The organism is Pseudomonas sp. BR20 (assembly GCF_050780135.1).
Lineage (GTDB): Bacteria > Pseudomonadota > Gammaproteobacteria > Pseudomonadales > Pseudomonadaceae > Aquipseudomonas.
This window is the reverse complement of the sequence record NZ_CP172012.1, coordinates 803992-829000: the sequence shown is the minus strand read 5'-3', so window position 1 is coordinate 829000 and position 25009 is coordinate 803992. Positions and strand designations below refer to the sequence as shown.

The window sequence follows — 25009 nt, the reverse complement described above, 5'->3', positions numbered from 1 at the left end:
GGTCAGACAAGGAGTGAATGACACTTATGGACCTTGCCGCAGGGAGGCACATTGGTGCCTGCCAGGAAGGCAAGGGGCGCAATTGTAGAGAAGGGGAAGAACGGGCGCAAGGTGATTGGTGATTATTTGAACAATCTCCCCAAGCACCTCAAAAGCAAATGTGGGAGGGCGCTTGCTCCCGATAGCAGTGGGTCAGTCACAGCATCTGTAGCTGAAACACCGCTATCGGGGGCAAGCCCCCTCCCACACGTTGGTTCTATTCCAGGCTTAGAACTACTTCTTCGCCTTGGCCTTGGCCCCACGCTGACGCTGGGCCTCAAACAGGCACACGCCGGTCGCGACCGACACGTTCAGGCTGCTGACACTACCGGCCATCGGCAGGTGCACCAGGTAATCGCAATGTTCACGGGTCAGGCGACGCATGCCCTTGCCTTCGGCCCCCATGATCAGGATGGTCGGGCCGGTGAGGTCCTGGTCATAAATGCTGACCTCAGCCTCTCCCGCCGTGCCCACGACCCACAGGCCGCGCTGCTGGAGTTTCTCCAGGGTGCGCGCCAGGTTGGTCACGGCCACCAGCGGAATCACTTCCGCCGCGCCACAGGCGACCTTACGCACAACCGGCGTCAAGGTAGCCGACTTGTCTTTAGGCACAATCACCGCCAGCGCACCCGCAGCATCGGCCGAACGCAGGCACGCGCCGAGGTTGTGCGGGTCGGTCACGCCGTCCAGCACCAGCAACAGCGGCGCACCTTCGGTACGGTCGAGCAGCTCATCGAGCATCGCTTCGCCCCAGACCTGGCTCGGACTGACGTCCGCCACCACACCCTGGTGAACGCCTTCGACCCACACGTCCATTTCACGACGCTCGGCCTGACCGATTGCGACTTTGTTTTGGTTGGCCAGCTCGACCAACGCCTGCACGCGCGGCTCGCTGCGGCCTTCGGCCAGCCACACTTGCTTGACGCGCTTAGGGTGGTGACGCAGCAGTGCTTCTACGGCGTGGACGCCGTAGATTTTTTCCAGACTCATGACTTGGCCTTAGGTTTGCGCGACCCGCCGCTTTTCGCGGGGGCCGAACCCGCTTTTGGCGGGCCTTTACGGTGTTTACTTGGCTTGCTCGACGGCTTTTCCGCCCCCTGGGACTTTCCCCCAGACGCCGCTTTACCACCGCTTTTGGCTTCGTTGAGCAACTGCTGCTTCAATTCACGGCTTTTGCGCAATTCGGCATTTTTCGCCGCCGCGTCGCTTGGGCGGTAGGCTTCGGGAGCCTTGTCCTTGGAAGACGAACGACGACCTGCCTTGGCTGGCGCAGGCTCGGCGGCAGCAGCTTTCGCAGGAACGCCCTTGCCTTTGCTGGCTGGCGCAGCAGGTTCGCTGCCTCGTTTTTTACGGCCCGCCGGCTCGGCAGGTTTGTCAGGCATACCGAAGTCGATCTTGCGCTCGTCGAGATCGACGCGCATGACCTGCACTTCCACGGTATCGCCCAGACGGAAGCTGCGACCGGTACGCTCACCCGCCAAGCGGTGGTGCACAGGATCGAAGTGGTAGTAGTCGCCCGGCAAGGCAGTGACGTGCACCAGGCCTTCGACGTAGATGTCGGTCAGCTCGACAAACAGGCCAAAGCCGGTCACGGCAGTGATCACACCCGGGAACGACTCGCCCACGCGGTCTTTCATGAACTCGCACTTGAGCCAGTTCACCACGTCGCGAGTGGCTTCGTCGGCGCGGCGCTCGCTCATGGAGCACTGCTCGCCCAACTGTTCCAGGGCCGCTTCGTCGTACGGATAGATCCGCGCCTTTGGAATGGTCATGGCACCGGCACGCTTGACGTGCGGGGTGTTCTGCTTGGAATGGATCACGCTGCGGATTGCGCGGTGCGTGAGCAAATCCGGATAACGGCGAATCGGTGAGGTGAAGTGGGTGTACGCCTCGTAATTCAGGCCGAAGTGGCCCTGATTGTCGGCGCTGTACACCGCCTGGCTCAGGGAACGCAGCATCACGGTCTGGATCACGTGGTAATCCGGACGGTCCTTGATGCTGGCCAGCAGTGCCTGGTAATCCTTCGGCGTTGGGCCGTCCTTGCCTTTGTGCAGGGACAGGCCCAGCTCGCCGAGGAACGCGCGGAGTTTTTCCAGGCGCTCCGGTGGCGGACCATCGTGTACACGGTAGAGCGCAGGGATTTCGTGCTTTTTCAGGAATTCAGCGGTAGCCACGTTGGCCGCCAGCATGCATTCCTCGATCAGCTTGTGCGCATCGTTACGGGTGGTCGGGGTGATCGCGGCGATCTTGCGCTCGGAACCGAAGACAATCCGGGTTTCCTGGGTTTCAAAATCGATCGCGCCACGCACATGACGGGCACCCAGCAACACCTTGTACAACGCGTAAAGCTGCTTGAGGTGCGGCACGACATGCCCGTACTCACCACGCAACGCCTTGGCTTCGCTGGTTTTCGGCTGCTCCAGGATGGTACTGACCTTGTTGTAGGTCAGGCGCGCCTGGGAGTGGATCACCGCTTCGTAGAACTGGTAATCGGTCATTTCGCCGGTTTTCGAGATAGTCATCTCGCACACCATGGCCAAACGGTCGACTTTCGGGTTCAGGGAGCACAGGCCGTTGGACAGCTGCTCAGGCAGCATCGGGATCACGCGCTCAGGGAAATACACGGAGTTGCCGCGTACCTGGGCTTCGTTATCCAGGGCCGAACCGATCTTCACATAGCTGGAGACGTCGGCAATCGCGACGAACAACTTCCAGCCGCCGGAAAACAGGCGCAGCTTGCCGGGTTTGGCTTCGCAGTAGACCGCATCGTCAAAGTCGCGGGCATCTTCACCGTCAATGGTGACGAACGGCAGATGACGCAGGTCGATGCGCTTTTCTTTGTCCTTCTCTTCGACTTCCGGCTTGAGCTTGGCGGCTTCCTTGAGCACAGCGTCAGGCCAGACGTGAGGAATGTCGTAGGTGCGCAGCGCGACGTCGATTTCCATGCCCGGCGCCATGTAGTTGCCGACCACTTCAACAATATCGCCCTGGGGCTGGAAGCGCGCAGTTGGCCAGTGGGTGATTTTCACCTCGACGAACTGGCCGACCTTGGCAGCGCCATTGCGGCCCGGGGTAATCAGCACTTCCTGCTGGACCTTCGGGTTATCCGGCACAACAAAGCCGATGCCGCCTTCTTCGAAGTAACGGCCGACGATGGACTCGTGGGCGCGGGACACCACTTCGACGATCACGCCTTCACGGCGACCGCGACGGTCCAGACCGGAAACGCGCGCCAGGGCACGGTCGCCATCGAACACCAGGCGCATTTGCGCTGGGCTCATGAACAGGTCATCACTGCCGTCATCCGGGATCAGGAAGCCGAAACCATCACGGTGGCCGGCAATGCGGCCGAGGATCAGGTCGAGCTTATCCACGGGTGCATAGGTACCACGGCGGGTGTAGATCAGTTGAGCATCGCGCTCCATGGCACGCAGGCGGCGGCGCAGGGCTTCGAGCTGGTCTTCGGTGGTCAGACCGAACTCTTCGACCAGCTGCTCGCGGCTAGCAGGCGAACCCCGATCGGCGAGGTGCGCCAGGATCAGTTCGCGGCTAGGAATAGGGTTTTCATATTTTTCCGCTTCACGAGCGGCCTCGGGATCGAGGGACTGCCAATCGGCCATTAGAGATTTTTCACCTTGTCTATATGCGGGTTAGTTTGGCATACGCGTATTGAAACGGGAAATTTCAGGCATCAACAAGCGTTTAAAAGCCTTTTACAGCCCTCGCCGCGCACCTTGCACGACCATTGGCGAAATTTTCCAGGTTTTTTTCATAGCAGGGGTTTACAGCTAAAAAACGGCTCCGTATAGTGCGCGCCATCGACGACGGCAACGTTGTTGATGCTGCCCAGGTGGTGAAATTGGTAGACACGCCAGCTTCAGGTGCTGGTGATCGCAAGGTCGTGGAAGTTCGAGTCTTCTCCTGGGCACCAAATTCAGATCAAACCCGCGAAAGCGGGTTTTTTCGTTTCAGGCTTTTGATTTTTAACGAGAAAATCGATTTATATTTTTTGAATCAGGGGTTTACAGATTAAAAAGCCCGCCGTATAGTTCGCCCCATCAACAGCGGCAACGTTGTTTGATAATGCCCAGGTGGTGAAATTGGTAGACACGCCAGCTTCAGGTGCTGGTGATCGCAAGGTCGTGGAAGTTCGAGTCTTCTCCTGGGCACCAAATTCAGATCAAACCCGCGAAAGCGGGTTTTTTCGTTTCCGGGGTTTGAAAACGCCACCGGCAATTTCCCCCCTTGGGCGCACTTGAGAAGTTTTATCGTTTATCCTTGCAATGATTTGTTGCACTCAAGTGAGGAAAACCCCGGATGATGATCCGCGATACCCATCTCAAGACGTCCCTTCTGCGTGGCCTGACCATCACCCTGCTCGGCCTGACCCTACTCTCCCCCGCCGCCTATTCCGCCGACAAGGTCTCCCTGACCCTGTACAACGGCCAACACAAAGAAGTCGGCGACGAACTCGCCAAGGCCTTCGAAGCCAAGACCGGCATCCACGTCAACGTACGCAAAGGCAGCAGCAACCAACTGGCCAGCCAGGTCGTGGAAGAAGGCGACCGCTCCCCTGCCGACGTGATCTACACCGAAGAATCGCCGCCACTGAACAAACTTGGCGAGCAAGGCCTGCTGGCCAAGATCGACGCTGGCACGCTCGACGTGCTCCCCAAGGATTACGTCGGCCGTAACGGCGACTGGATGGGCGTAACCGCACGCACGCGCGTCGTGGCCTTCAACCCGAAATTGATTGCCGAGAAAGACCTGCCCAAGTCGGTACTGGATTTCGCCGGCCCCGAGTGGCAAGGCAAGGTCGGCTTCGTACCCACCAGCGGCGCGTTCCAGGAACAGGCCGTGGCAATTATCAAGTTGCACGGTCGCGAAGCCGCTGAAGAATGGCTGACTGGTCTGCGCGCCTTCGGCAAGGTGTACAGCAACAACATGGTTGCCCTTAAAGCCGTGGAAAATGGCGAAGTCGCCACCGTACTGGTGAACAACTACTACTGGTTTGCCTTGAAGAAAGAAAAAACCAACCTGGACTCCCAGCTGCACTACTTCACCGACGGCGATGCCGGCGGCCTGATCACCGTGTCTTCCGCCGCAGCGCTGAAATCCAGCAAGCACCCAAAAGAAGCCCAGCAACTGCTGGCGTTCATGGCCACCGAAGAAGGCCAGCGCGTGATCACCAACACCTCGGCCGAGTACCCGCTGCGCAAAGGCATGGAATCTAACCGCGGCCTCAAGCCTTTCAGCGAACTGCAACCGCCGAAAGTCACCCCCGCCGACCTGGGCAACGCGGAAGAAGCCCTGGAGCTGGAACGTGAGGTTGGCTTGAACTGATGAACCCATCGCTACCCACCCCCGCCTTGCGCGGGGGGTTCAGCCCACGCCGCAAGCGCCCTTCGATCTGGCTACTGCTCCCCGTCCTGCTACTGGTTGGCCTGAGCCTGCTGCCACTGGTGTACGTCGGGCTGAAGGCCTGGCAGGCGGGCTGGGCGCAGGCGGTGCATCTGCTATGGCGACCCTACGTATTCGGACTGCTGCGCAACACCCTGGCGCTGATGATCGGTGTGACGGTGGCGTGCGGCGTAATCGGCCTATCCCTGGCCTGGCTGCTGGAACGCAGCAATCTGCCGGGGCGCCGCATCTGGGGCGTAATCCTGTGCCTGCCGTTCGCGGTGCCGGCGTTTGTCAGCAGCTTCACTTGGGTATCGCTGAGCGCCAACTTCGAAGGGCTCGGCGGAGCGATCCTGGTGATGACCCTGTCCAAATACCCGCTGGTGTTTTTGCCGGTGGCAGCGACCTTGCGCAACCTGGACCCCTCCCTTGAAGAATCGGCCCGCACTCTGGGCCTGAATCGCTGGGGCGTATTCTTTCGCATCACCCTGCCCTTGCTGTGGCCGTCGCTGCTGGCCGGGGCACTTTTGATCGCGCTGCATATGCTGGTGGAGTTCGGCGCGCTGTCGATCATCGGCCTGCAAACCTTTACCACTGCGATCTACCAGCAATTCGAACTGGAATTCAGTAATGCCAATGCCGCGATGCTTTCGGCGGTATTGCTGGTGATGTGCCTGACCCTGCTATGGCTGGAACTGCGCGTGCGCGGCAAGGGCCGGCACGTGCGCATCGGGCAGGGCGCGGCGCGACATGCGGCGCAGGTGCGACTGGGCAAGTGGGCGCCACTGGGCCAGGTGTATTGCCTGACGCTGGCGATCATCGGCAGCGGCATTCCCTTGGGCATGCTCGGCTATTGGTTGGCGGTAGGTTCCTCGGCGGCGTTTCCGGTGGCCGAGATTGGTGAGGCATTGCTGTCCTCCCTGACGCTGTCGCTGGGTGGCGCGGCACTATGCCTGGTGCTGGCGGTACCGGTGGGACTGCTGGTGGTGCGCTACAAAGGCCAACTGGCGATCTGGGCCGAACGCCTGCCGTACCTGCTGCACGCCCTGCCCGGCCTGGTGATTGCGTTGACGCTGGTGTATTTCGCCCTGCATTACGTGCCGGCGCTGTACCAGACGTCGGCGTTGTTGCTGATCGCCTATGCGTTGTTGTTTCTTCCATTGGCCCAGGCGCCGATCCGCACAGCCTTGAACAAAGCTGCACCGCAGCTGGAAGAGGCGGCGCGCACGCTGGGGGCATCGTCGTTCAGTGCATTTTGCCGAGTGACGCTGCCGATTATTTTTCCGGCATTGGGGGCGGCATTTGCGCTGGTGTTCCTGGACGCCATGAAGGAATTGACGGCGACGTTGCTGCTCAGTCCGACCGGACTGAATACCTTGGCGACTGCCGTGTGGGCGCACACCTCGAATGTGGAGTTTGCGGCGGCGGCGCCTTATGCTGCGTTGTTGATAGTGGTGTCGGGGCTGCCGGTCTATCTGTTAACAACTCGGATGTACTTGAGCCGCTGAGACCGCTATCGGGGACAAGCCCCCTCCCACATTTTGAATGCACTTCAACCCGTGGGAGGGGGCTTGTTCCCGATGAGGCCAGAACAGACGACGCTAAGCCCGAAACTGCCCCAGACTCGCCTTCAACTGCGCCGCCAACCCGTCCAGCACCTTGCCACTGGCGGTAGTCTCCACCACCGCTTGCGCCGCACGTTCGGCCTGGGCATGGATCACCTCGACCCGGCCTCGTACCGCATGGGCGCCCTGGGCTTGATGCTCGGCGGCGCGGGTAGCCAGGCCAATCGCCGCATGCACCTGCTCCACCGATGCCTGCACCGTCTGCTGCAAGCGCACGCTGTCGCGCAGCACCAGCAAGCCTTCATTAGCCTGACGCCCGGCCTTGCCGATGGTTTCGACCGCTTCGCGTGCGCCCTGCTGCAACGCGACGATATGCGCCTGGATATCACCAGTAGAACTTTGGGTCTTGCTGGCCAACGCACGCACTTCGTCCGCCACCACGGCAAAGCCACGCCCCGTTTCGCCGGCACGCGCTGCTTCGATGGCCGCGTTGAGCGCCAGCAGGTTGGTCTGCTCGGCGATACCATGGATGACCGTCAGCACCACTTCGATCTGCTCGCTTTGCTGGGCCAGACGCTCGATGACCAGCGAACCGGCCTGGACCTGCCCCGCCAACGCCTCGATCAAACTGCCGACTTCAGCCGAAGTGCGCGAGTTCTCGTCCGTCGCCTGACGAATATCCACCACCTGTTGCAATGCCGCCTGCATGGCGTGGCTTTCGGCCTGGGCCTCGTCGGCCATTTGCGACAGCGCGCGCAAACTCTCCGCCACCTCATCACGCTGCAAGCCAGCTGCCGCATCGGCGCCGGCATTGCGCAAGGTCATGGCGCCGATTTCCACGCCGGTACGCTGCGCCACATCGCCCGCCTCGCGCACGATGGGTTGCAACTTATCCACAAAGCGATTGACCGCCGAGGCCATGTCGCCGATTTCGTCTTTGCTGTTGATTTGAACGCGCTTGGTGAGGTCGCCCTCGCCCGCTGCCAGGTCATCCATGGCCGCGATAAGCAGTTTCAGGCGATTGACCACGCGGCGGCCGAGAACCACAGCGATCAGCAGCAATACGCCGAAACCAACCCCCGCCAGCCCCATGCCGATGCGCCAACGCAAGGTGCCGGCAGCCTCCTGCACGGCGCCGGTGGTGTTGACGGTCATCTGGGTCGCAGTGGCTTGCGCCGACTGCAGGCGAGCGCCCATGGCCGCCGCGCTATCCGCCGCGGCACCTTTGAGGCTGTCGCCGACCAACTGATCGCCGCTGGCAATCAGTGCGGCAAAACGCTTGTCCAGCGCTTGCAGATCGGCCTCGACCGACGCGGTCGACACCCCCATGAGCACCTTGCCAATCTCCACGCCGTTAGGGCTAATGGAAGCCTCGACGTAGAACACCGAAGGATCGTTCTTCGCAGCGTTCAGGACTTTGTCCAGGGCGCGATCGCCCTGGCCTTTTTCCAGCAACGCCTTGTTGATCGGATTTTCGCGATTAAGGTAGCGAGTCAGGTGCTCACCCGCCGCGTCGTCATAGACCACAAACAGCACGTTAGGGTTGCGCTGAGCGCGCCGGGCAAACTCGGACAGCGTTGGCACATCGCTGTCCCACATAGCGCGGGGCGCCACGGAGGCCAGCAGTTGCGCCATATCGTTGGCGGAGTCTTGCAGGTCTTTTTCCAGGGTCGCACGCAACTGTTTCTGCTCTGCCTGCAGGCGCTCGGAAAGCCCGGCGGTCAGACGCTGACGGGTACTGGTGGACAAGCTGTCCAGGCTCGACGTGACTTCCTTGCCGGCCTGGGCCAATTCACCGGACAGCTTCTGGCTGTCGATGCCCAGGCGACTGCCTAAATCGGCTTCGAGCGCCGTGACTGTGCTCCGGGTGAGGGCAACCGCCACCAGCACTTGCACCAAAAGAGCGATACCTAGGGTAACGAACACCGGCCGCAACAGACGGCTTTGTAACAATGAGAGAACGGCAGACATCGGGAATCCCTCCACCACGAGTGCCATTAATTTGATGGCAGCGCGAAAGAGAGAAACGTAGCAAGGGTCGTGCCGCTTGGCATGCAGATACGACAAAGGGCTCCCGAAGGAGCCCTTTGCTTTTTACATCAACAGCTTATTAAGCGAACGGGTGACGCAGAACGATGGTTTCGTTGCGGTCCGGGCCCGTCGAAATAATGTCAATCGGCGCGCCGATCAGCTCTTCTACACGCTTGATGTAGGCGCGGGCATTAGCTGGCAGCTCTTCCAGGGTCTTGGCGCCCACGGTCGACTCGCTCCAGCCCGGCACTTCTTCGTACACTGGCTGCAGGCCCACGTAGCTGTCGGCATCAACCGGGGCAACGTCCTTGCCTTCGGCATCTTTGTAGCCGACGCAGATGTTGATGGTTTCCAGACCGTCGAGTACATCCAGCTTGGTGAAGCAGATGCCCGAGATGCTGTTCACATCGATAGCGCGACGCAGGATAACCGCGTCGAACCAGCCACAACGACGAGCACGGCCGGTGGTCGCGCCGAATTCGTGACCTTGCTTGGCCAGGTGCGCACCGACTTCGTCGAACAGTTCAGTCGGGAAAGGGCCCGAACCTACGCGGGTGGTGTAGGCCTTGGTGATGCCGAGAATGTAGTCCAGGAACATAGGACCAACGCCCGAACCGGTAGCAACGCCGCCAGCAGTGGTGTTGGAGCTGGTCACGTACGGGTAGGTACCGTGGTCGATGTCCAGCAACGAACCCTGGGCGCCTTCGAACATGATGTCCTTGCCGGCGCGACGCAGGTCGTGCAGCTCGGCGGTCACATCCAGCATCAGCGGCTTGAGCAGCTCAGCGTATTCCTTGCACTCAGCCAGGGTCTTGTCGAATTCGATGGCCGGCTCTTTGTAGTAACCCACCAGCATGAAGTTGTGGTAATCCACCAGTTCACGCAGCTTGTCTTCAAAGCGCGGCATGTTGAGCAGGTCACCCACACGCAGGCCGCGACGTGCGACCTTGTCTTCGTAGGCCGGGCCGATGCCGCGACCGGTGGTACCGATCTTCAGCTCGCCACGGGCCTTTTCACGGGCCTGGTCCAGCGCAACATGGAAGGACAGGATCAGCGGGCAGGACGGGCTGATACGCAGGCGCTCGCGCACCGGTACGCCTTTCTCTTCCAGCTTGGTGATCTCACGCAGCAGGGCATCCGGTGCAACCACGACGCCATTGCCGATCAGGCACTGCACGCCTTCGCGCAGGACGCCCGACGGGATCAGGTGCAAGACGGTTTTTTCGCCATCGATGACCAGGGTGTGGCCAGCGTTGTGGCCGCCTTGGTAGCGCACTACGGCGGCAGCATGTTCGGTCAGCAGATCAACGATCTTGCCTTTGCCCTCATCACCCCATTGGGTGCCCAGGACTACGACATTCTTACCCATAACACTTGTCCTCATTCGCGCAAACTTGGTGCCGGCGATGGCCGGCAGGAAAACTCAAGAAGCCAGTGGCGATACTTGCCAAAGCCCGTTCTGCAGAATCAATTGCCGGTCGCAGTCCGCTTCACGGGCGGCGGCCAATGGCTGCCCAGGCAATGCCTGGACAACTCGCTGACCCTCACTGCGCAACTGGCAAACCTGCTGCCAGAGTGCTGCGTCCGTACTGTCGGGCATCCAGATGCCACCAGACGGCAGCTCGACCTCAGCACGCCCCAGGGTCACCAGGGTTTTCAAATCGGTGGAAAAGCCGGTGGCCGGACGCGCACGACCGAAGTCGGCACCGATGTCGTCGTAACGGCCACCTTGGGCGATGGCCTGGCCAACACCCGGTACAAACACCGCGAACACCACACCGGTGTGGTAGTGGTAGCCGCGCAGCTCGCCCAGATCAAAATACAGCGGCAACTGCGGGAACCGCGCCGATAACCGCTCAGCAATCGCCAGCACGTCATCCAGTGCAGCCAATACCGGCGCCGGCGCCTTGGCCAGGCGCTCACGTGCAGCCACCAGCACTTCACGGCCGCCACACAGGTTGACCAATGCACGCAGCATGTCGGCCAGATCCGCAGGCACGCCAGCGGTCAGGGCAATGACTTCATCGATCGCCTTACGCTGCAGGGCATCGAATAGCTGTTGCTCGACTTCACCGGACAAGCCGGCCGCACGGGCCAGGCCACGGTAGATCCCGACGTGACCGAGGTCCATGTGGACATCTGGGACATCAGCCAGTTGCAGCATGGCCAGCATCAGGCTGATCACTTCAACGTCGCTGCTCGGGCTGGCATCACCGTACAACTCCGCACCCAATTGGATCGGGCTGCGGGAAGACGACAAGGCACGCGGTTGAGCGTGCAGCACGCTGCCGGCGTAGCACAGGCGGCTCGGGCCTTCGCGGCGCAAGGTGTGCGCATCGATGCGCGCCACTTGCGGCGTGATGTCGGCACGGAACCCCATTTGCCGGCCCGATTGCGGGTCGATGACCTTGAAGGTGCGCAGATCCAGGTCCTGGCCCGCGCCGGTCAGCAGGGATTCCAGGTACTCGATATGGGGGGTCACGACAAACTCGTAACCCCAGCTCTGGAACAGATCCAACACCTGGCGACGCGCTACTTCAATGCGCGCAGCTTCTGGTGGCAGTACTTCTTCGATGCCATCTGGCAGCAGCCAGCGGTCTACCGTTGCCATTACGCCATTCCCCTATGATCCGGGCGGCCAGCCCTCGGCCGAGCCTTGAGTGAAGCAGAAAATACCCGCCCCCTGCATAAACCACGCGCAAGAGCGACGTGACGAACGACCTGTTAACGGCCTCGTCGGGCACTTTCCTCGAAAAACCTGTCACGCCTGCCGAATCAAACATGCAGACGCAAAAAAGCCGGGAATTTCCCGGCTGCCGCATCATACACCCGTTTTCTGAAAGGATCACCCCGCCAGGCGTTTTAGCCGCCCGACGGAGTGCGCCCTACAAAATCACGGGCTGGTTACTTGGACTTTTCCAGGTAGCGGAAGAAGTCGCTGCTTGGGTCCAGCACCATGACGTCGGTTTTGTTCGCGAAGCTTTCACGGTAGGCACGCAGGCTACGGTAGAACGCGTAGAACTCCTGGTCCTGGCCGTAAGCCTTGGCGTAGATCGCCGCGGCTTGAGCATCACCATCACCACGAGCCTCTTCAGACTCGCGATAGGCTTCTGCCAGCAGTACACGGCGCTGACGGTCGGCATCCGCACGGATACCCTCAGCCAGCTCGTTACCCTTGGCACGGTGCTCACGGGCCTCACGCTCACGCTCGGTGCTCATACGCTCGAACACGCTGCGGTTCACTTCCTTCGGCAAATCGATGGCCTTGACCCGAACATCGACAACTTCGATGCCCAGCTCTTTTTCCGCCATCGTGTTCAACGAACGCGTGATATCCGCCATCAGCGCATCACGCTCACCGGACACCACCTCGTGCAGGGTGCGCTTACCAAACTGGTCACGCAGGCCCGACTCCAGACGGCGCGACAAACGCTCGTCGGCAATCTGCTTGAGGCCGGAGGTCGCGGTGTAGAAGCGCTCGGCATCCTTGACGCGCCACTTGGCGTAGGCGTCAACCATCACGGCTTTCTTTTCCAGGGTCAGGAAACGCTGTGTCGGTGCATCCAGGGTCATCAGGCGGGCGTCGAACTTGCGCACCTGGTTGACGTAGGGGACTTTCACATGCAGGCCCGGCTGGACATCCGCCTGGACCACACGACCGAATTGCAGCAGCACCGCACGCTCAGTCTGAGCCACGATGTAGAAGCAGTTCCAGGCAGCGATGACCACGACGACGCCCACAATCAGGGCGGTCAGCGATTTATTGCTCATCAACGACTCTCCCTGGTACGTGTTTGCTGTTGCAGCAAGTCAGCGGCAGCACGGGCGCTCGCTTCGTTGGCAGCGGCATTGGAACCGGTGGACGGTGCATTGGAGCTGCTACGACCACCTTCGATCATCTTGTCCAGCGGCAGGTACAGCAGGTTGTTCTGCCCACCCTTGCTGCCGGTCACGAGGACCTTGCTGGTATTGCTGAAGACTTCCTGCATGGTGTCCAGGTACAGACGCTCACGAGTCACTTCAGGTGCCTTGCGGTACTCGGCGACCAGCTTGGTAAAGCGATCCGCCTCACCCTTGGCACGGGAGACCACTTCGTCACGGTAACCGTTGGCATCCTCAAGGATACGCTGGGCCTGGCCACGGGCTTCCGGCACGACGCCGTTGGCGTAGGTTTCAGCCTGGTTGCGCGAACGCTGTTCGTCTTCACGGGCGCGGATCACGTCGTCGAAGGCTTCCTGCACTTCACGCGGTGCTGCTGCGCTCTGTACGTTCACCTGGGTGACGGTGATACCGGTGCGATAGGTATCGAGGAACCGTTGCAGGCGCTCCTTGATTTCGCTGGCCATCAACTCACGACCTTCGGTCAGCACCTGGTCCATGGCGGTGGAACCCACCACGTGGCGCAGGGCGCTTTCGGTTGCGTGTTGCAGGCTGATTTCCGGCTGATCAACGTTCAGCACGAAGTCCTGCAGGTTGCTGATCTTGTACTGCACGGTCAGCGGCACTTCGACGATGTTCTCGTCTTCGGTCAGCATCTGGCCCTGCTTGGTGTAGGCACGCTCACGCGTGACGTTCTCCATGTACTTCTTGTCGATCGGCGGGAAATAGATGTTCAGGCCAGGACCGACAGTCTCGTAGTACTTACCGAAGCGCAGCACCACGGCTTGCTCCTGCTCGTCCACGACGTATACGGCGCTGTACAGCCATACGGCCGCCAGCACGACAAGACCCAGGCCCAGCAGGCCATAGCCGCCGCCCTTGCTCGTACGACCGCCCTCGTCACCACCACGTTTTTTTCCACCACCGAACAACCCATTCAGGCTTTCCTGCAGCTTTCGGAAGGCCTCGTCGAGATCTGGTGGCCCCTTGCGGTCGCCATTATTGCGGCGTTTACCACCCCAAGGATCCTGATTATTCGAGTTGCCACCCGGCTCATTCCAAGCCATAGCGCTCTCCATCTGATAAAGCAAAGACGCACCCACGGCGCGCCGACCAATGCTACAGAATGCCTGCTACTGCGGCACAACCGCTTTCTCAGGCTTTTATTGCAAAGTGTGTTGTTCGATGAACTCTGTCGGTACTACGCCTTCACGGCTGACCAGCCGATTGAGCTCCGAGCGCGGCAACCGAACGGCCAGCAAGCTGACACCTTCTTCGTCGTGTTCTTCTTTCTGTACCGCGCCCAGCTCGAAAAACTGTGCACGCAGTCGAGCAAAACGCTGAGGCAAGCGCAAGGTGCCGACGAACAAATCGCTGCCGAGCAACTCGGCAATGGCTTGTTCAAGCAGCTCCAAACCACTGCCATCGCGCGCCGACAGCCAGACCCGCTGGGGCTTGCCGTTCTCGTCGCGCTGGATTTGTGGCTCAACGCCTTCAAGCAAATCGAGTTTGTTATAGACCTCAAGGATCGGCAAGTCCTGGGCGCCAATCTCGCCCAGCACGACCATGACCTGTTCAATCTGCAACATGCGATCCGGTTCGGCCGCATCGATCACGTGCAACAGCAGGTCGGAGTTGCTCGACTCTTCGAGCGTAGACCGAAACGCCTCGACCAGCTTATGGGGCAGATGACGAATGAAACCCACGGTGTCGGCCAGGACAATCGGCCCCAGGTCGTCAATATCCAGACGGCGCAAGGTCGGGTCGAGGGTAGCGAACAGTTGGTCAGCCGCGTACACGTCCGATTTCGTCACGTTGTTGAACAGCGTGGACTTGCCGGCGTTGGTATAGCCCACCAGGGACACGGTAGGAATATCGGCACGTGAACGGCCACGTCGCGATTGCTCGCGCTGGCTACGCACCTTCTCCAGCCGGCCCTTGATCTGACGCAGGCGAACCCGCAGCAGGCGCCGGTCGGTTTCCAACTGGGTTTCACCCGGGCCCCGCATGCCAATACCGCCACCCTGACGCTCAAGGTGAGTCCAACCGCGAACCAGCCGGGTGCTCATGTGGTCAAGCTGGGCCAGTTCGACCTGGAGCTTGCCCTCATGGGTACGGGCGCGTTGGGCGAAAATATCGAGAATCAGACCGGTGCGGTCGATCACGCGACACTCGAATACACGTTCGAGGTTACGTTCCTGACTGGGCGTGAGGGTATGGTTGAAGATCACCAGATCGGCTTCTTCGGCATGGACCAGGTCGCGCAGTTCGTCGACCTTGCCACTGCCAATCAGGAATTTGGCGGTTGGCCGATGACGCGGCACGTTAAAAAACGCAACGGTCTCGGCGCCGGCCGAATTTGCCAACTCCTGAAACTCCTGCGGATCTTCGCGCGCCTCAGGGTCCTGTCCATCCAAGTGAACGAGGATTACTCGCTCACCACCACCGTGGCGCTCAAAGAACAAAGGAGACTCCTATCAGGCGTTACCTGGCTCAGCGTCAGCTGCATCATCACCGGCTGCGCTCGGCAGACGGATTGGACGAACTGGAACCACTGTCGAGATAGCGTGCTTGTAGACCATCTGGCTGACGGTGTTTTTCAGCAGGATCACGAACTGGTCGAACGACTCGATCGTGCCTTGCAGCTTGATACCGTTGACCAGGTAGATGGAAACCCCCACTTTCTCTTTACGTAAAGTATTCAAGTAAGGGTCTTGTAGCGAATGCCCTTTTGACATGTGCCGCACTCCTTTAAGGATCAATAATAAAAAATCGGAAAATAGATAGCTTATGGCCGCCACACCCCCAAGGATAGACGGCAATTGCAAGGACTCAGCTCAATATGGAGACCGTTCCCAAGTATTTCAAGGCGCGTGACAGATTGTCGCTGTCCAGGCTGTCCAACCAGTGCAAATCGCTCCAGCTGCGCAGCCAGGTGAACTGGCGCTTCGCCAATTGGCGCGTGGCAATGATGCCGCGCTCCTGCATTTCAGCTGACGTCAGCTTGCCATCCAGATGATCCCAGACTTGGCGGTAGCCTACAGCACGTATCGAAGGTAACCCCGGATGCAGGTCACCTCTTGAACGCAGTGCTACGACCTCGTCCACAAACCCCTGTTCCAACATAATTGTGAATCTTTGTGCAATTCGTTCATGCAGCACCTGGCGATTTGCCGGAGCGATGGCCAGATTCGCCACAGTATAGGGCAATTGTGACTGTCCAGATGCGCCTGCGTCAGCACTTTGCGCAGTTTGTTTCAGCCTCAGTTCAGTCATGGTCTGTCCGCTGACCCGCCAGACTTCCAGGGCGCGACTGAGGCGTTGGGGATCATTGGGGTGAATGCGCGCGGCAGATACCGGGTCAACCACTGCCAATTGGTCGTGCAGGGCTTGCCAGCCAAGGCGCGCGGCCTCTTCTTCAAGCTCGGCGCGCACCTGGGCATCGGCGGGCGGCATGTCGGCCAGCCCTTCCTGCAAAGCCTTGTAGTAGAGCATCGTGCCGCCCACCAGCAACGGGATGTTGCCCCGCGCAGTGATCTCTGCCATGGCGGCCAGGGCGTCGGTGCGGAAATCCGCTGCGGAATAGCTCTCGGCCGGGTCGATGATGTCGATCAAACGGTGCGGATAATGCGCCAGCAGCTCTTTTGAGGGCTTGGCGGTACCGATGTCCATGTCCCGGTAAACCAGGGCGGAATCGACACTGATCAGCTCGCACGGCAGCACCTTGGTGAGCTCGATGGCCAGGTCGGTCTTGCCGGCGGCCGTGGGGCCCATCAGGAAGATCGCGGGGGGCAAGGCGCTCATCAACGGCCGCGCAAGAACAGTTTGTCCAGATCGTCCAGGCCCATCTGGGTCCAGGTCGGACGGCCATGGTTGCACTGGCCGCTGCGTTCGGTGTTTTCCATGTCGCGCAGCAGGCCGTTCATTTCCGGCAAGGCCAGGCGGCGATTGGCGCGGATCGCGCCGTGGCAGGCCATGGTACCGAGCAGTTCATTGATGTGTGCCTGGATACGGTCGCTGGTGCCGTACTCCATCAGGTCAGCCAACACATCGGCGACCAGCCGGTTGGCCTCGGCCTGCTTGAGCAGTGCGGGAATCTGGCGAATGGCCAGGGTTTCCGGACCCAGGCGCTGCAACTCGAAGCCCAGTTTTTGAAACACAGCGTGATGCTCTTCGGCGCAATCGGCCTCACGCTGGCTCACCGCCAGGGATTCCGGTACCAGCAACGGCTGGCCACTCAGGCCTTCGCTGGCCATGGCGATCTTCAGGCGCTCGTACATGATCCGCTCGTGAGCGGCGTGCATGTCCACCAGCACCAGGCCATGGGCATTTTCCGCGAGGATGTAGATGCCCTTGAGCTGCGCCAACGCGTAGCCCAGCGGAGGAATATCACCGCCACCTTCCGGCAAGGCCACTGCGCCCGGCTCGGCACCTGGCAACGGCGCAAAAAACTCACGATAGGCAGCCTGCGCTTCGGCGACCGGTACAGCCGATTGCGGACGCGGTGTGTATTGGTACTGATAACCCGCTCCCGAGCCAGAGCCCGGCGCTGTGTAGCTCGGCTGGGGTTGCGGCGATTGCAGCAGGTTTGCCGCCAGGCTCATTTCGCCTTGAGGACCAAACTCGCCCGCTTCGGGGCCGCTCGGACGCACCACCGCCGTCACGATGGGCGCAGACAACTGGTCATCCGGGCGCACATCGCCCAGGGCACGGTGCAAGGTGCCATAGAGGAAGTCATGCACCATGCGCCCGTCACGGAAGCGCACTTCGTGCTTGGTCGGGTGCACGTTGACGTCGACCACCGAAGGGTCGACCTCGAAAAACAGCACAAAGGTCGGATGCCGCCCGTTGAACAGCACATCGCGATAAGCCTGGCGCACAGCGTGGGCCACCAGTTTGTCGCGTACCGCCCGGCCATTCACAAAGAAATACTGCAAGTCCGCCTGGCTGCGGGAGAAGGTCGGCAAGCCCACCCAACCCCACAGGCGCAGGCCATTGCGTTCGATCTCAATCGGCAGCGCCTGCTCCAGGAAACCCGCTCCGCAGATGGCCGACACCCGGCGAGCGCGCGCGGCGTCGTCGTGGGCTTCGTGCAGGCTGAGGATGGTCTTGCCGTTGTGGCGCAGGTGAAACGCCACATCGAAACGCGCCAGGGCCAGACGTTTGATGACTTCCTGCAGGTGATCGAATTCGGTTTTTTCGGCCTTGAGGAATTTGCGCCGCGCCGGGGTGTTGAAGAACAGGTCGCGCACTTCCACCGAGGTGCCCACCGGGTGCGCAGCCGGCTGGACCCGAGGCGCCATGTCGCGGCCTTCGGTTTCCACCTGCCAGGCCTGCTCGGCATCACGGGTGCGCGACGTCAGGGTCAGGCGCGCCACGGAGCTGATGGAGGCCAATGCCTCACCGCGAAAGCCCAGGCTCATCACCCGCTCAAGGTCTTCCAGGTCGCGGATCTTGCTGGTGGCGTGGCGGGCCAGGGCCAGCGGCAGGTCATCGGAGGAGATACCGCTGCCGTCGTCGCGCACGCGCAACAGCTTGACGCCGCCCTGCTCCACGTCGACATCAATGCGCTTGGCGCCGGAGTCGATGCTGTTCTCCAGCAACTCCTTGATCACCGATGCCGGGCGCTCGACGACCTCGCCCGCCGCAATCTGGTTGGCGAGGCGCGGGCTGAGCAATTCAATGCGCGACCCGCTGTTCAAGGTTGATTCGCTCATTACTGTGCCGCCAATTCAGTGCCAGGGATGGTCAACACCTGGCCGACCTTCAACTCATCGGTCTTCAGGTTGTTGGCGCTGCGCAAGGTCGCGGCCGAAACCTGGAACCGCACCGCCAGCATGGCCAGCGTATCGCCCGGTTGCACGCGATGATCACGCGGGCCCTGGGCGATTTTCCCGGAGTCACGCAGCCAGGCGATGTAAGTGCCCGGCGGCGGGTTCTGCTGGAAGAACTGGCGCACACCGGCGCTGATGGAGCGCGCCAATGCCTGCTGATGGCTGGCACTGGCCAGCTTCGACGCCTCGTTGGAGTTGGAGATAAACCCGGTTTCTACCAGGATCGATGGAATGTCCGGCGACTTCAGCACCATGAACCCGGCTTGCTCCACACGCTGTTTGTGCAGCGAAGTCACGCGGCCGATGTTGCTCAACACCTTCTGGCCGACGTTCAAGCTGGAGGTCAGCGAGGCGGTCATCGACAGGTCAAGCAGTACACCGGCAAGCATCTTGTCCTTGTCATCTAGGGAAACGTTGCCGGCCCCGCCGATCAAGTCGGAACGGTTTTCGCTGTCGGCCAGCCAGCGGGCGGTCTCGGACGTGGCGCCGCGATCCGACAGGGCAAACACCGAGGCACCGAAGGCGGCGGCCGAAGGTGCGGCGTCGGCATGGATCGAGACAAACAGGTCGGCGCCCTTCTTACGGGCGATTTCGGTACGGCCACGCAACGGAATGAAGTAGTCGCCGGTACGGGTCAGTTCGGCGCGGTAGCCTTTCATGCCGTTGACCTGGCGCTGCAGTTCACGGGCAATGGCCAGCACCACGTCTTTCTCATGCTGGCCGCGCGAACCGGAGGCACCCGGGTCTTCGCCGCCGTGGCCGGCATCGATCACCACGATGATGTCACGCTTGCCGGCCGGGGCTGGCGGCGGCGGTGGCAGCTTGACCTGGGGTTGGGACGGGTTGACCGGTACTGCCGGCACTGTTGCCACGGCTGGAGTTGGCGCAGGCGGCGGCGCGGCATCGGCGGCGTTGTCGAACAGATCGACTACCAGCCGGTTGCCGTATTGGGCGTTTGGCGCCAGGGAGAAGCTTTTCGGGGTCACGACCTTTTTCAGGTCGATGACTACCCGCAGGTCAGTCGGCGTGCGCTGCGCCGAGCGCATGGCGGTAATCGGCGTATTGGCGGTGGACACGCTCAACGGCGCGGCCAGGGTCGCACCGTTGATGTCGATCACCAACCGATCAGGCGCCGTTAGGGTAAAGACACTGTGCTGGACCGGGCCAGACAGGTCGAACACCAGTCGCGTGTTATCCGGCGCTCGCCACAGGCGAACACTCTTCACCTGTGAAGCAGCCAGAGCATTGACAGTCATTGCCGCAAGCAACACCCCTACGACAGCAACCAACGCGCGAAAGCGCATACCTAACCCCACCAATTATTTGAATTCCAAAGCCAGAGCGGCGCACCACGACTCACCGCGCGCACTCTGGGGCAACAACTTCAGCTGACGTCCGTGATCATGCGGCGTAATGGTAATGGTCAGGTCCGGCTTTGGCAAAAAGCCTGTGCCTTTATCTGGCCACTCAATCAGGCACAGCGCGTCCTCATCGAAGTAATCACGGATGCCCATGAACTCGAGTTCTTCGGGATCCACCAGGCGATAGAGGTCGAAGTGGAAAGCCCGCACTGCGCCGATCTCGTAGGGTTCAACCAGAGTGAACGTGGGACTTTTTACCGCCCCCGTGTGGCCCAACCCGCGAATGATGCCCCTGGACAGTGTGGTCTTGCCTGCTCCCAGGTCGCCTTCAAGAAAAATCAGCCCTGACCCGGCCGTGACCTGGGCAATACGCTGACCTAACGCCACCATGGCCTCTTCATCGGCCAGGAAAAGGATTACTTCAGACACGGCGACTGTTCCTCCAGCAATTGACGAATGGCGGGTATCAGGTCGCTGGCGGCCAGCCCGCGACCAAAGCTGCCCTGACGATCCCCTGCCGTGGCGTGCAACCAGACGGCCAGGCAGCTGGCTTCATAAGCCGGCATGCCTTGGGCCAGCAGCGCACCCACCAGGCCGGCCAAAACATCACCGAGGCCCGCCGTCGCCATCGCCGGATGGCCTTGATCGCAGCGCGAAACGCGCCCGTCCGGACTGGCAATCAAACTGCCAGCACCCTTGAGGATAGCCACTGCCTTGAATTTCTGGCTCAACGCGCGCGCCACCTTAAGACGGTCGGCCTGAACCTCGGCTGTCGAAATCCCCAGTAATCGCGCCGCCTCCCCCGGATGCGGGGTGATCACGCAATGGGCTGGCAAGCTCACGCTGCCAGTCGCCAGTTGATTGAGCGCATCGGCGTCCCAGACCTGCGGCTGCCGTGCATTGGCTGCGACAGACAACAGGCTTTTACCCCAGGCGGCTTCGCCCAGGCCGGGGCCAATGACGATCACCGATATTTTTTCCAGCAAGCCCATCAACTGGTTGGCCGAACTCACGCCGACGGTCATGACTTCCGGCAAACGGGCCAGCGCGGCCGGCACATGCTCAAGGCGAGTGGCCAGGGACACCATGCCCGCACCACTGCGCAAGGCGCTTTCGGCGCCGAGCAGCGCGGCGCCGCCAAAGCCCCGGTCGCCGCCAATCATCAGCAGGTGACCGAACTGGCCTTTATGGGCGTCCGGTGAACGCGCAGCCAGTTGCGGCAAATGGCCATGCAACAAAGGCTGAACGTCGGTTATTTCGTGTTTTGTCTGCGGCATGCGTCTTCAAGCTCCGATGTCTGGCAGAATTATACGCATCTAACCTGTGGTTTCCCGTGTCTCATGCCCGCTATTACCTCCGATCTGCCCGCCCTCGCCCAATCGATCAAAGACTGGGGCCGCGAGCTGGGCTTTCAACAAGTCGGCATCAGCGGCCTGGACCTGGCTGAGCATGAACACCATCTGCAACGCTGGCTCGACGCGGGCTACCACGGCGAGATGGACTACATGGGCGCCCATGGCAGCAAACGCTCGCACCCGGACGAACTGGTGCCGGGCACCCTGCGCGTGGTGTCGCTGCGCATGGACTACCTGCCCGGCGATACGCAGATGGCGCAACTGCTGGCAAAACCGGAAAAGGCTTACATCTCGCGCTACGCCCTGGGCCGCGACTACCACAAGCTGATCCGCAAGCGCGTGCAACAGTTGGCCGACCGCATCCAGGCGCAGATCGGGCCTTTCGGCTTTCGTGCCTTTGTCGACAGCGCGCCCGTGCTGGAAAAAGCCATTGCCGAACAAGCCGGTCTTGGCTGGATCGGTAAAAACACCCTGGTGCTCAATCGCAAGGCCGGCAGTTATTTCTTCCTGAGCGAGCTATTTGTGGATTTGCCGCTGCCGGTCGATCCACCGCACAGTACCGAACACTGCGGCCGCTGCACCGCCTGCCTGGATATCTGCCCCACCAATGCGTTTGTCGGCCCCTATGTGCTGGACGCCCGGCGCTGCATTTCCTACCTGACCATCGAACTCAAGAGCGCAATTCCTGAAGACCTGCGCCCGCTGATCGGCAACCGGGTATTCGGCTGCGATGACTGTCAGATCGTTTGTCCGTGGAATCGTTTCGCGCGACCTACCGCCGAAAGCGATTTCAAGCCACGGCACAACCTGGATAACGCAGAACTGGCGGAGCTGTTCCTGTGGGATGAGGATAAATTCCTCAGCAGTACCGAAGGTTCACCTTTGCGCCGTGCCGGTTATGAACGCTGGCTGCGCAACCTGGCGGTGGGCCTGGGCAACGCGCCGTCGAGCATCCCGGTACTGGAAGCCTTGAAGGCGCGTCGGGATTATCCGTCGGAGCTGGTGCGCGAGCATGTGGAATGGGCGCTGAACCAGCACGCGGCGCGCTAGTGCACGTCGTCGTTGTAGACGAACTTGGGCATTTCCCAGTGAAACCGGATCGCCAGCAGGCGTAATAGAAAGCCGCTGAACAGGGTCAGTAGAATTGCCTGCTCGCTGGGCAGTTCCAGGTAGAGACACAGCAGGTAGAACCAGGCGGCGAGGAATGACACGCTGGCGTAAAGCTCACGGCGGAAGATCAACGGAATGTCGTTGCAGAAAATATCCCGCAGAATGCCGCCGAAGACGCCGGTGATCACCCCGCTGACCGAGGCCACCAGCATGCCGTGGCCCATTTCCAGGGCGGTCATGCAGCCGATCAGCGTGAACGCGACCAGGCCCACGGCATCCAGCGCGAGGAACAGTGAGCGCAGGTGACGCATCAACGGTGCGATAAAGATCGTCACCAGCGCCGCAACGGAGGTCAGCACCAGGTATTCCGGATGCTTGACCCACGTCAGCGGGTAATGCCCCAACAGCACATCGCGCACCGAGCCGCCGCCCAGCGCCGTCACGCAGGCGATCAGCACCACACCAAACCAGTCCATGCCGCGCCGGCCGGCGGACAAGGCGCCGGTCATGGCTTCGGCGGTGATGGCGATGAGGTAGAGCATCAGCAGCATGATGGCGATCCTTGCAAAGAGGCCGGCAGTCTAATCATTTGCTGATGGCACCAAAAGGGGGCGCTTGGCGATAAACCGAGTTGCCTGCCATCGGGAGCAAGCCCCCTCCCACACTTGGACCTGGAAATACATTCAAGTGTGGGAGCTGGCTTGCCTGCGCAGGCGCCCGGTCAGCCGCCTCCGTTTCAAGCCTTGATGAAATGCTTGCGGTAGTGCTGCAGCTCGGCGATCGACTCGCGAATATCATCCAGCGCCAGATGGGTGCTGCCTTTATGGAAGCTGTCTTTGACTTCCGGCGCCCAGCGCGCGGCCAGCTCCTTGAGCGTGGACACGTCCAGGTTGCGGTAGTGGAAGTAGCTTTCCAGCGTCTTCATGTGGGTATAAAGGAAGCGGCGGTCCTGGCAGATGCTGTTGCCGCAGATCGGCGACTTGCCCTTGGGCACCCACTTTTCCAGGAAGGCAATGGTTTCGGCTTCGGCTTCGGCCATGCTGATGCGGCTGTCACGCACACGCTGGGTCAGGCCGGAGTTGCCGTGGGTGCGGGTGTTCCACTCGTCCATGGTGGCGAGCACGGCGTCGCTGTGGTGGATAGCGATCACCGGACCTTCGGCCAAGGTATTGAGATTGCTGTCGGTGACAATGGTCGCCATCTCGATGATGACGTCGGTGTCAGGGTTCAGACCGGTCATTTCCAGATCGATCCAAATCAGGTTCTGTGGGTTTTGCATGGCTTGATTCTCTTGGCACCTTGGCGTAGCTGCGCAGTTTAGCAGGCGGGGCCGTGCTAGACTCGCGACCGTTTTACCTAACCTTTGCATTATCGACACGGAACACCAATGGCCAAACGCCAGCTCAATCGTCGCCAAAACTGGCGCATCGAAAAGATTCAAGGTGAACGCGCTGCACGCGCCGCCAAACGTGAATCCTCCGCCGTGGACGCGCTCGAGGGCGGCGACCTGGGCCCCGAACAGACGGGCCTGGTGATCGCGCACTTTGGTGTACAGGTCGAAGTCGAGGCGCTGGAAGGCGAACTCGCGGGCCAGGTGTTCCGCTGCCACTTGCGTGCCAACCTGCCTGCGCTGGTCACCGGCGACAAGGTGGTCTGGCGTGCCGGCAACCAGGGCATCGGCGTGATCGTCGCCCAGCTGCCGCGCACCACCGAACTGCGCCGTCCCGACAGCCGCGGCCAGCTCAAACCGGTAGCGGCCAACGTCGACATGATCGTGATCGTGTTCGCACCGCTGCCCGAGCCCCATGCCAACCTGATCGACCGCTACCTGGTGGCGGCCGAGCATGCCGGCATTCGCCCGCTGTTGCTGCTGAACAAATTCGATCTGATCGACGAGCAGAATGCCCCGGCGCTCAACGCGCTGCTGGCGGTCTACCGCACCCTGGGCTACCCGGTGCTGGAAGTCTCGGCCCACCACGGCAACGGCATGGAACAGCTGCAACAGCAGTTGGACGGGCGCATCAGCGTATTTGTCGGCCAGTCGGGCGTGGGCAAATCCTCGCTGGTCAACAGCCTGCTGCCAGAAGTCGATACCCGCGTGGGGCCGCTGTCGGAGCTGTCCGGCCAGGGCACCCACACCACCACCACGGCGCGGCTGTTCCACTTCCCGGGCGGCGGTGAGTTGATCGACTCCCCGGGTATCCGTGAATTCGGCCTCGGCCACGTCAGCCGCAGCGATGTGGAAGCGGGCTTTATCGAATTCAACGACCTGATCGGCACCTGCCGCTTCCGCGATTGCAAACACGATCGCGAGCCGGGCTGCGCCTTGCTCAGGGCGCTGGAAGATGGCCGCGTGCAGCAGCAGCGCATGAACAGCTATCGGTCGATTATTGCGAGCTTGCCGGAAAGTAGTTACTAAACTTGCGAAACAATAA

Annotated in this window: 20 protein-coding genes and 2 tRNA genes; 6 read left to right on the top strand and 16 right to left on the bottom strand. The window is 61.1% G+C overall.

The features are described from left to right. Positions 1-273: 273 nt before the first annotated feature. Together rlmB and rnr are read right to left on the bottom strand one after the other, a co-directional pair. Complete coding sequence (rlmB, locus tag ACHPFG_RS03600; RefSeq protein WP_003217493.1) at positions 274-1029, bottom strand: 23S rRNA (guanosine(2251)-2'-O)-methyltransferase RlmB; 756 nt, start codon at positions 1027-1029, stop codon at positions 274-276. Next, on the bottom strand, positions 1026-3659 hold the full coding sequence (gene rnr / locus ACHPFG_RS03595) for a ribonuclease R (RefSeq protein WP_339451380.1): 2634 nt from the start codon (positions 3657-3659) through the stop codon (positions 1026-1028). The genes rlmB and rnr overlap by 4 nt, the downstream gene beginning before the upstream one ends. Before the next feature lie 224 nt (positions 3660-3883). Between rnr and ACHPFG_RS03590 the strand changes: the two genes are divergently transcribed. The 4 genes from ACHPFG_RS03590 to ACHPFG_RS03575 all read left to right on the top strand — a co-directional run bounded on the left by ACHPFG_RS03590 (position 3884) and on the right by ACHPFG_RS03575 (position 6947). Further along, a tRNA-Leu gene (locus ACHPFG_RS03590) sits at positions 3884-3970 on the top strand. A gap of 154 nt (positions 3971-4124) precedes the next feature. Next, positions 4125-4211: transfer RNA gene (locus tag ACHPFG_RS03585), tRNA-Leu, on the top strand. Between the two features lie 145 nt (positions 4212-4356). After that, positions 4357-5382, top strand: coding sequence for an extracellular solute-binding protein (locus tag ACHPFG_RS03580; protein ID WP_431701626.1), 1026 nt, complete (start codon positions 4357-4359; stop codon positions 5380-5382). Further along, on the top strand, positions 5382-6947 hold the full coding sequence (locus tag ACHPFG_RS03575) for an ABC transporter permease (protein ID WP_259244676.1): 1566 nt from the start codon (positions 5382-5384) through the stop codon (positions 6945-6947). The genes ACHPFG_RS03580 and ACHPFG_RS03575 overlap by 1 nt, the downstream gene beginning before the upstream one ends. Positions 6948-7040: 93 nt before the next feature. On the opposite strand, the gene ACHPFG_RS03570 is transcribed toward ACHPFG_RS03575, so the two are convergent. From ACHPFG_RS03570 to ACHPFG_RS03515, 12 genes are all read right to left on the bottom strand, one after another. Then, positions 7041-8975 carry a methyl-accepting chemotaxis protein gene (locus tag ACHPFG_RS03570; RefSeq protein WP_431701625.1) on the bottom strand — a complete coding sequence of 645 codons (1935 nt, stop codon included), beginning with the start codon at positions 8973-8975 and terminating at the stop codon, positions 7041-7043. 139 nt (positions 8976-9114) lie between these two features. After that, positions 9115-10404, bottom strand: a complete 1290-nt coding sequence (locus tag ACHPFG_RS03565) for an adenylosuccinate synthase (protein WP_027604896.1) — start codon at positions 10402-10404, stop codon at positions 9115-9117. Positions 10405-10458: 54 nt separating this feature from the next. After that, positions 10459-11646: an ATP phosphoribosyltransferase regulatory subunit gene (locus tag ACHPFG_RS03560; protein WP_053139387.1), complete on the bottom strand. Its 1188-nt coding sequence runs from the start codon at positions 11644-11646 to the stop codon at positions 10459-10461. Positions 11647-11939: 293 nt separating this feature from the next. Next, entirely contained in the window at positions 11940-12806 is an 867-nt protein-coding gene (gene hflC, locus ACHPFG_RS03555; protein WP_010213607.1) for a protease modulator HflC, read from the bottom strand. Continuing rightward, positions 12806-13981, bottom strand: a complete 1176-nt coding sequence (hflK, locus tag ACHPFG_RS03550; RefSeq protein ID WP_131696767.1) for an FtsH protease activity modulator HflK — start codon at positions 13979-13981, stop codon at positions 12806-12808. The genes hflC and hflK overlap by 1 nt, the downstream gene beginning before the upstream one ends. A gap of 96 nt (positions 13982-14077) precedes the next feature. After that, positions 14078-15379, bottom strand: coding sequence for a ribosome rescue GTPase HflX (gene hflX, locus ACHPFG_RS03545; protein ID WP_431701624.1), 1302 nt, complete (start codon positions 15377-15379; stop codon positions 14078-14080). A gap of 12 nt (positions 15380-15391) precedes the next feature. Next, positions 15392-15652 (bottom strand): RNA chaperone Hfq, encoded by a 261-nt coding sequence (gene hfq / locus ACHPFG_RS03540; RefSeq protein ID WP_003171355.1) that lies wholly within the window; start codon positions 15650-15652, stop codon positions 15392-15394. 94 nt (positions 15653-15746) lie between these two features. Next, positions 15747-16718: a tRNA (adenosine(37)-N6)-dimethylallyltransferase MiaA gene (gene miaA, locus ACHPFG_RS03535; RefSeq protein ID WP_431703436.1), complete on the bottom strand. Its 972-nt coding sequence runs from the start codon at positions 16716-16718 to the stop codon at positions 15747-15749. Further along, positions 16718-18631 (bottom strand): DNA mismatch repair endonuclease MutL, encoded by a 1914-nt coding sequence (gene mutL / locus ACHPFG_RS03530; protein WP_131696769.1) that lies wholly within the window; start codon positions 18629-18631, stop codon positions 16718-16720. Before mutL ends, miaA begins: the two co-directional genes overlap by 1 nt. Continuing rightward, positions 18631-20052, bottom strand: coding sequence for an N-acetylmuramoyl-L-alanine amidase (locus ACHPFG_RS03525; protein WP_431701623.1), 1422 nt, complete (start codon positions 20050-20052; stop codon positions 18631-18633). The genes mutL and ACHPFG_RS03525 overlap by 1 nt, the downstream gene beginning before the upstream one ends. Before the next feature lie 15 nt (positions 20053-20067). Beyond that, the gene (gene tsaE, locus ACHPFG_RS03520) at positions 20068-20538 is read right to left on the bottom strand and encodes a tRNA (adenosine(37)-N6)-threonylcarbamoyltransferase complex ATPase subunit type 1 TsaE (RefSeq protein WP_131696771.1); all 471 of its coding nucleotides are present in this window, start codon (positions 20536-20538) and stop codon (positions 20068-20070) included. Then, positions 20526-21386: an NAD(P)H-hydrate dehydratase gene (locus ACHPFG_RS03515; protein ID WP_131696772.1), complete on the bottom strand. Its 861-nt coding sequence runs from the start codon at positions 21384-21386 to the stop codon at positions 20526-20528. Before ACHPFG_RS03515 ends, tsaE begins: the two co-directional genes overlap by 13 nt. 63 nt (positions 21387-21449) lie before the next feature. Here ACHPFG_RS03515 and queG point away from each other — a divergent pair, with 63 nt between their 5' ends. Then, positions 21450-22514 (top strand): tRNA epoxyqueuosine(34) reductase QueG, encoded by a 1065-nt coding sequence (queG, locus tag ACHPFG_RS03510; protein ID WP_131696773.1) that lies wholly within the window; start codon positions 21450-21452, stop codon positions 22512-22514. Here queG and ACHPFG_RS03505 read toward each other — a convergent pair. After that, entirely contained in the window at positions 22511-23128 is a 618-nt protein-coding gene (locus ACHPFG_RS03505; RefSeq protein WP_172681530.1) for a trimeric intracellular cation channel family protein, read from the bottom strand. The two genes, queG and ACHPFG_RS03505, sit on opposite strands and share 4 nt — an antisense overlap. A gap of 182 nt (positions 23129-23310) precedes the next feature. Then, entirely contained in the window at positions 23311-23853 is a 543-nt protein-coding gene (gene orn / locus ACHPFG_RS03500; protein WP_124408924.1) for an oligoribonuclease, read from the bottom strand. A gap of 108 nt (positions 23854-23961) precedes the next feature. Here orn and rsgA point away from each other — a divergent pair, with 108 nt between their 5' ends. After that, positions 23962-24993 (top strand): small ribosomal subunit biogenesis GTPase RsgA, encoded by a 1032-nt coding sequence (gene rsgA / locus ACHPFG_RS03495; RefSeq protein WP_431701622.1) that lies wholly within the window; start codon positions 23962-23964, stop codon positions 24991-24993. The last annotated feature ends 16 nt before the right edge of the window (positions 24994-25009 follow it).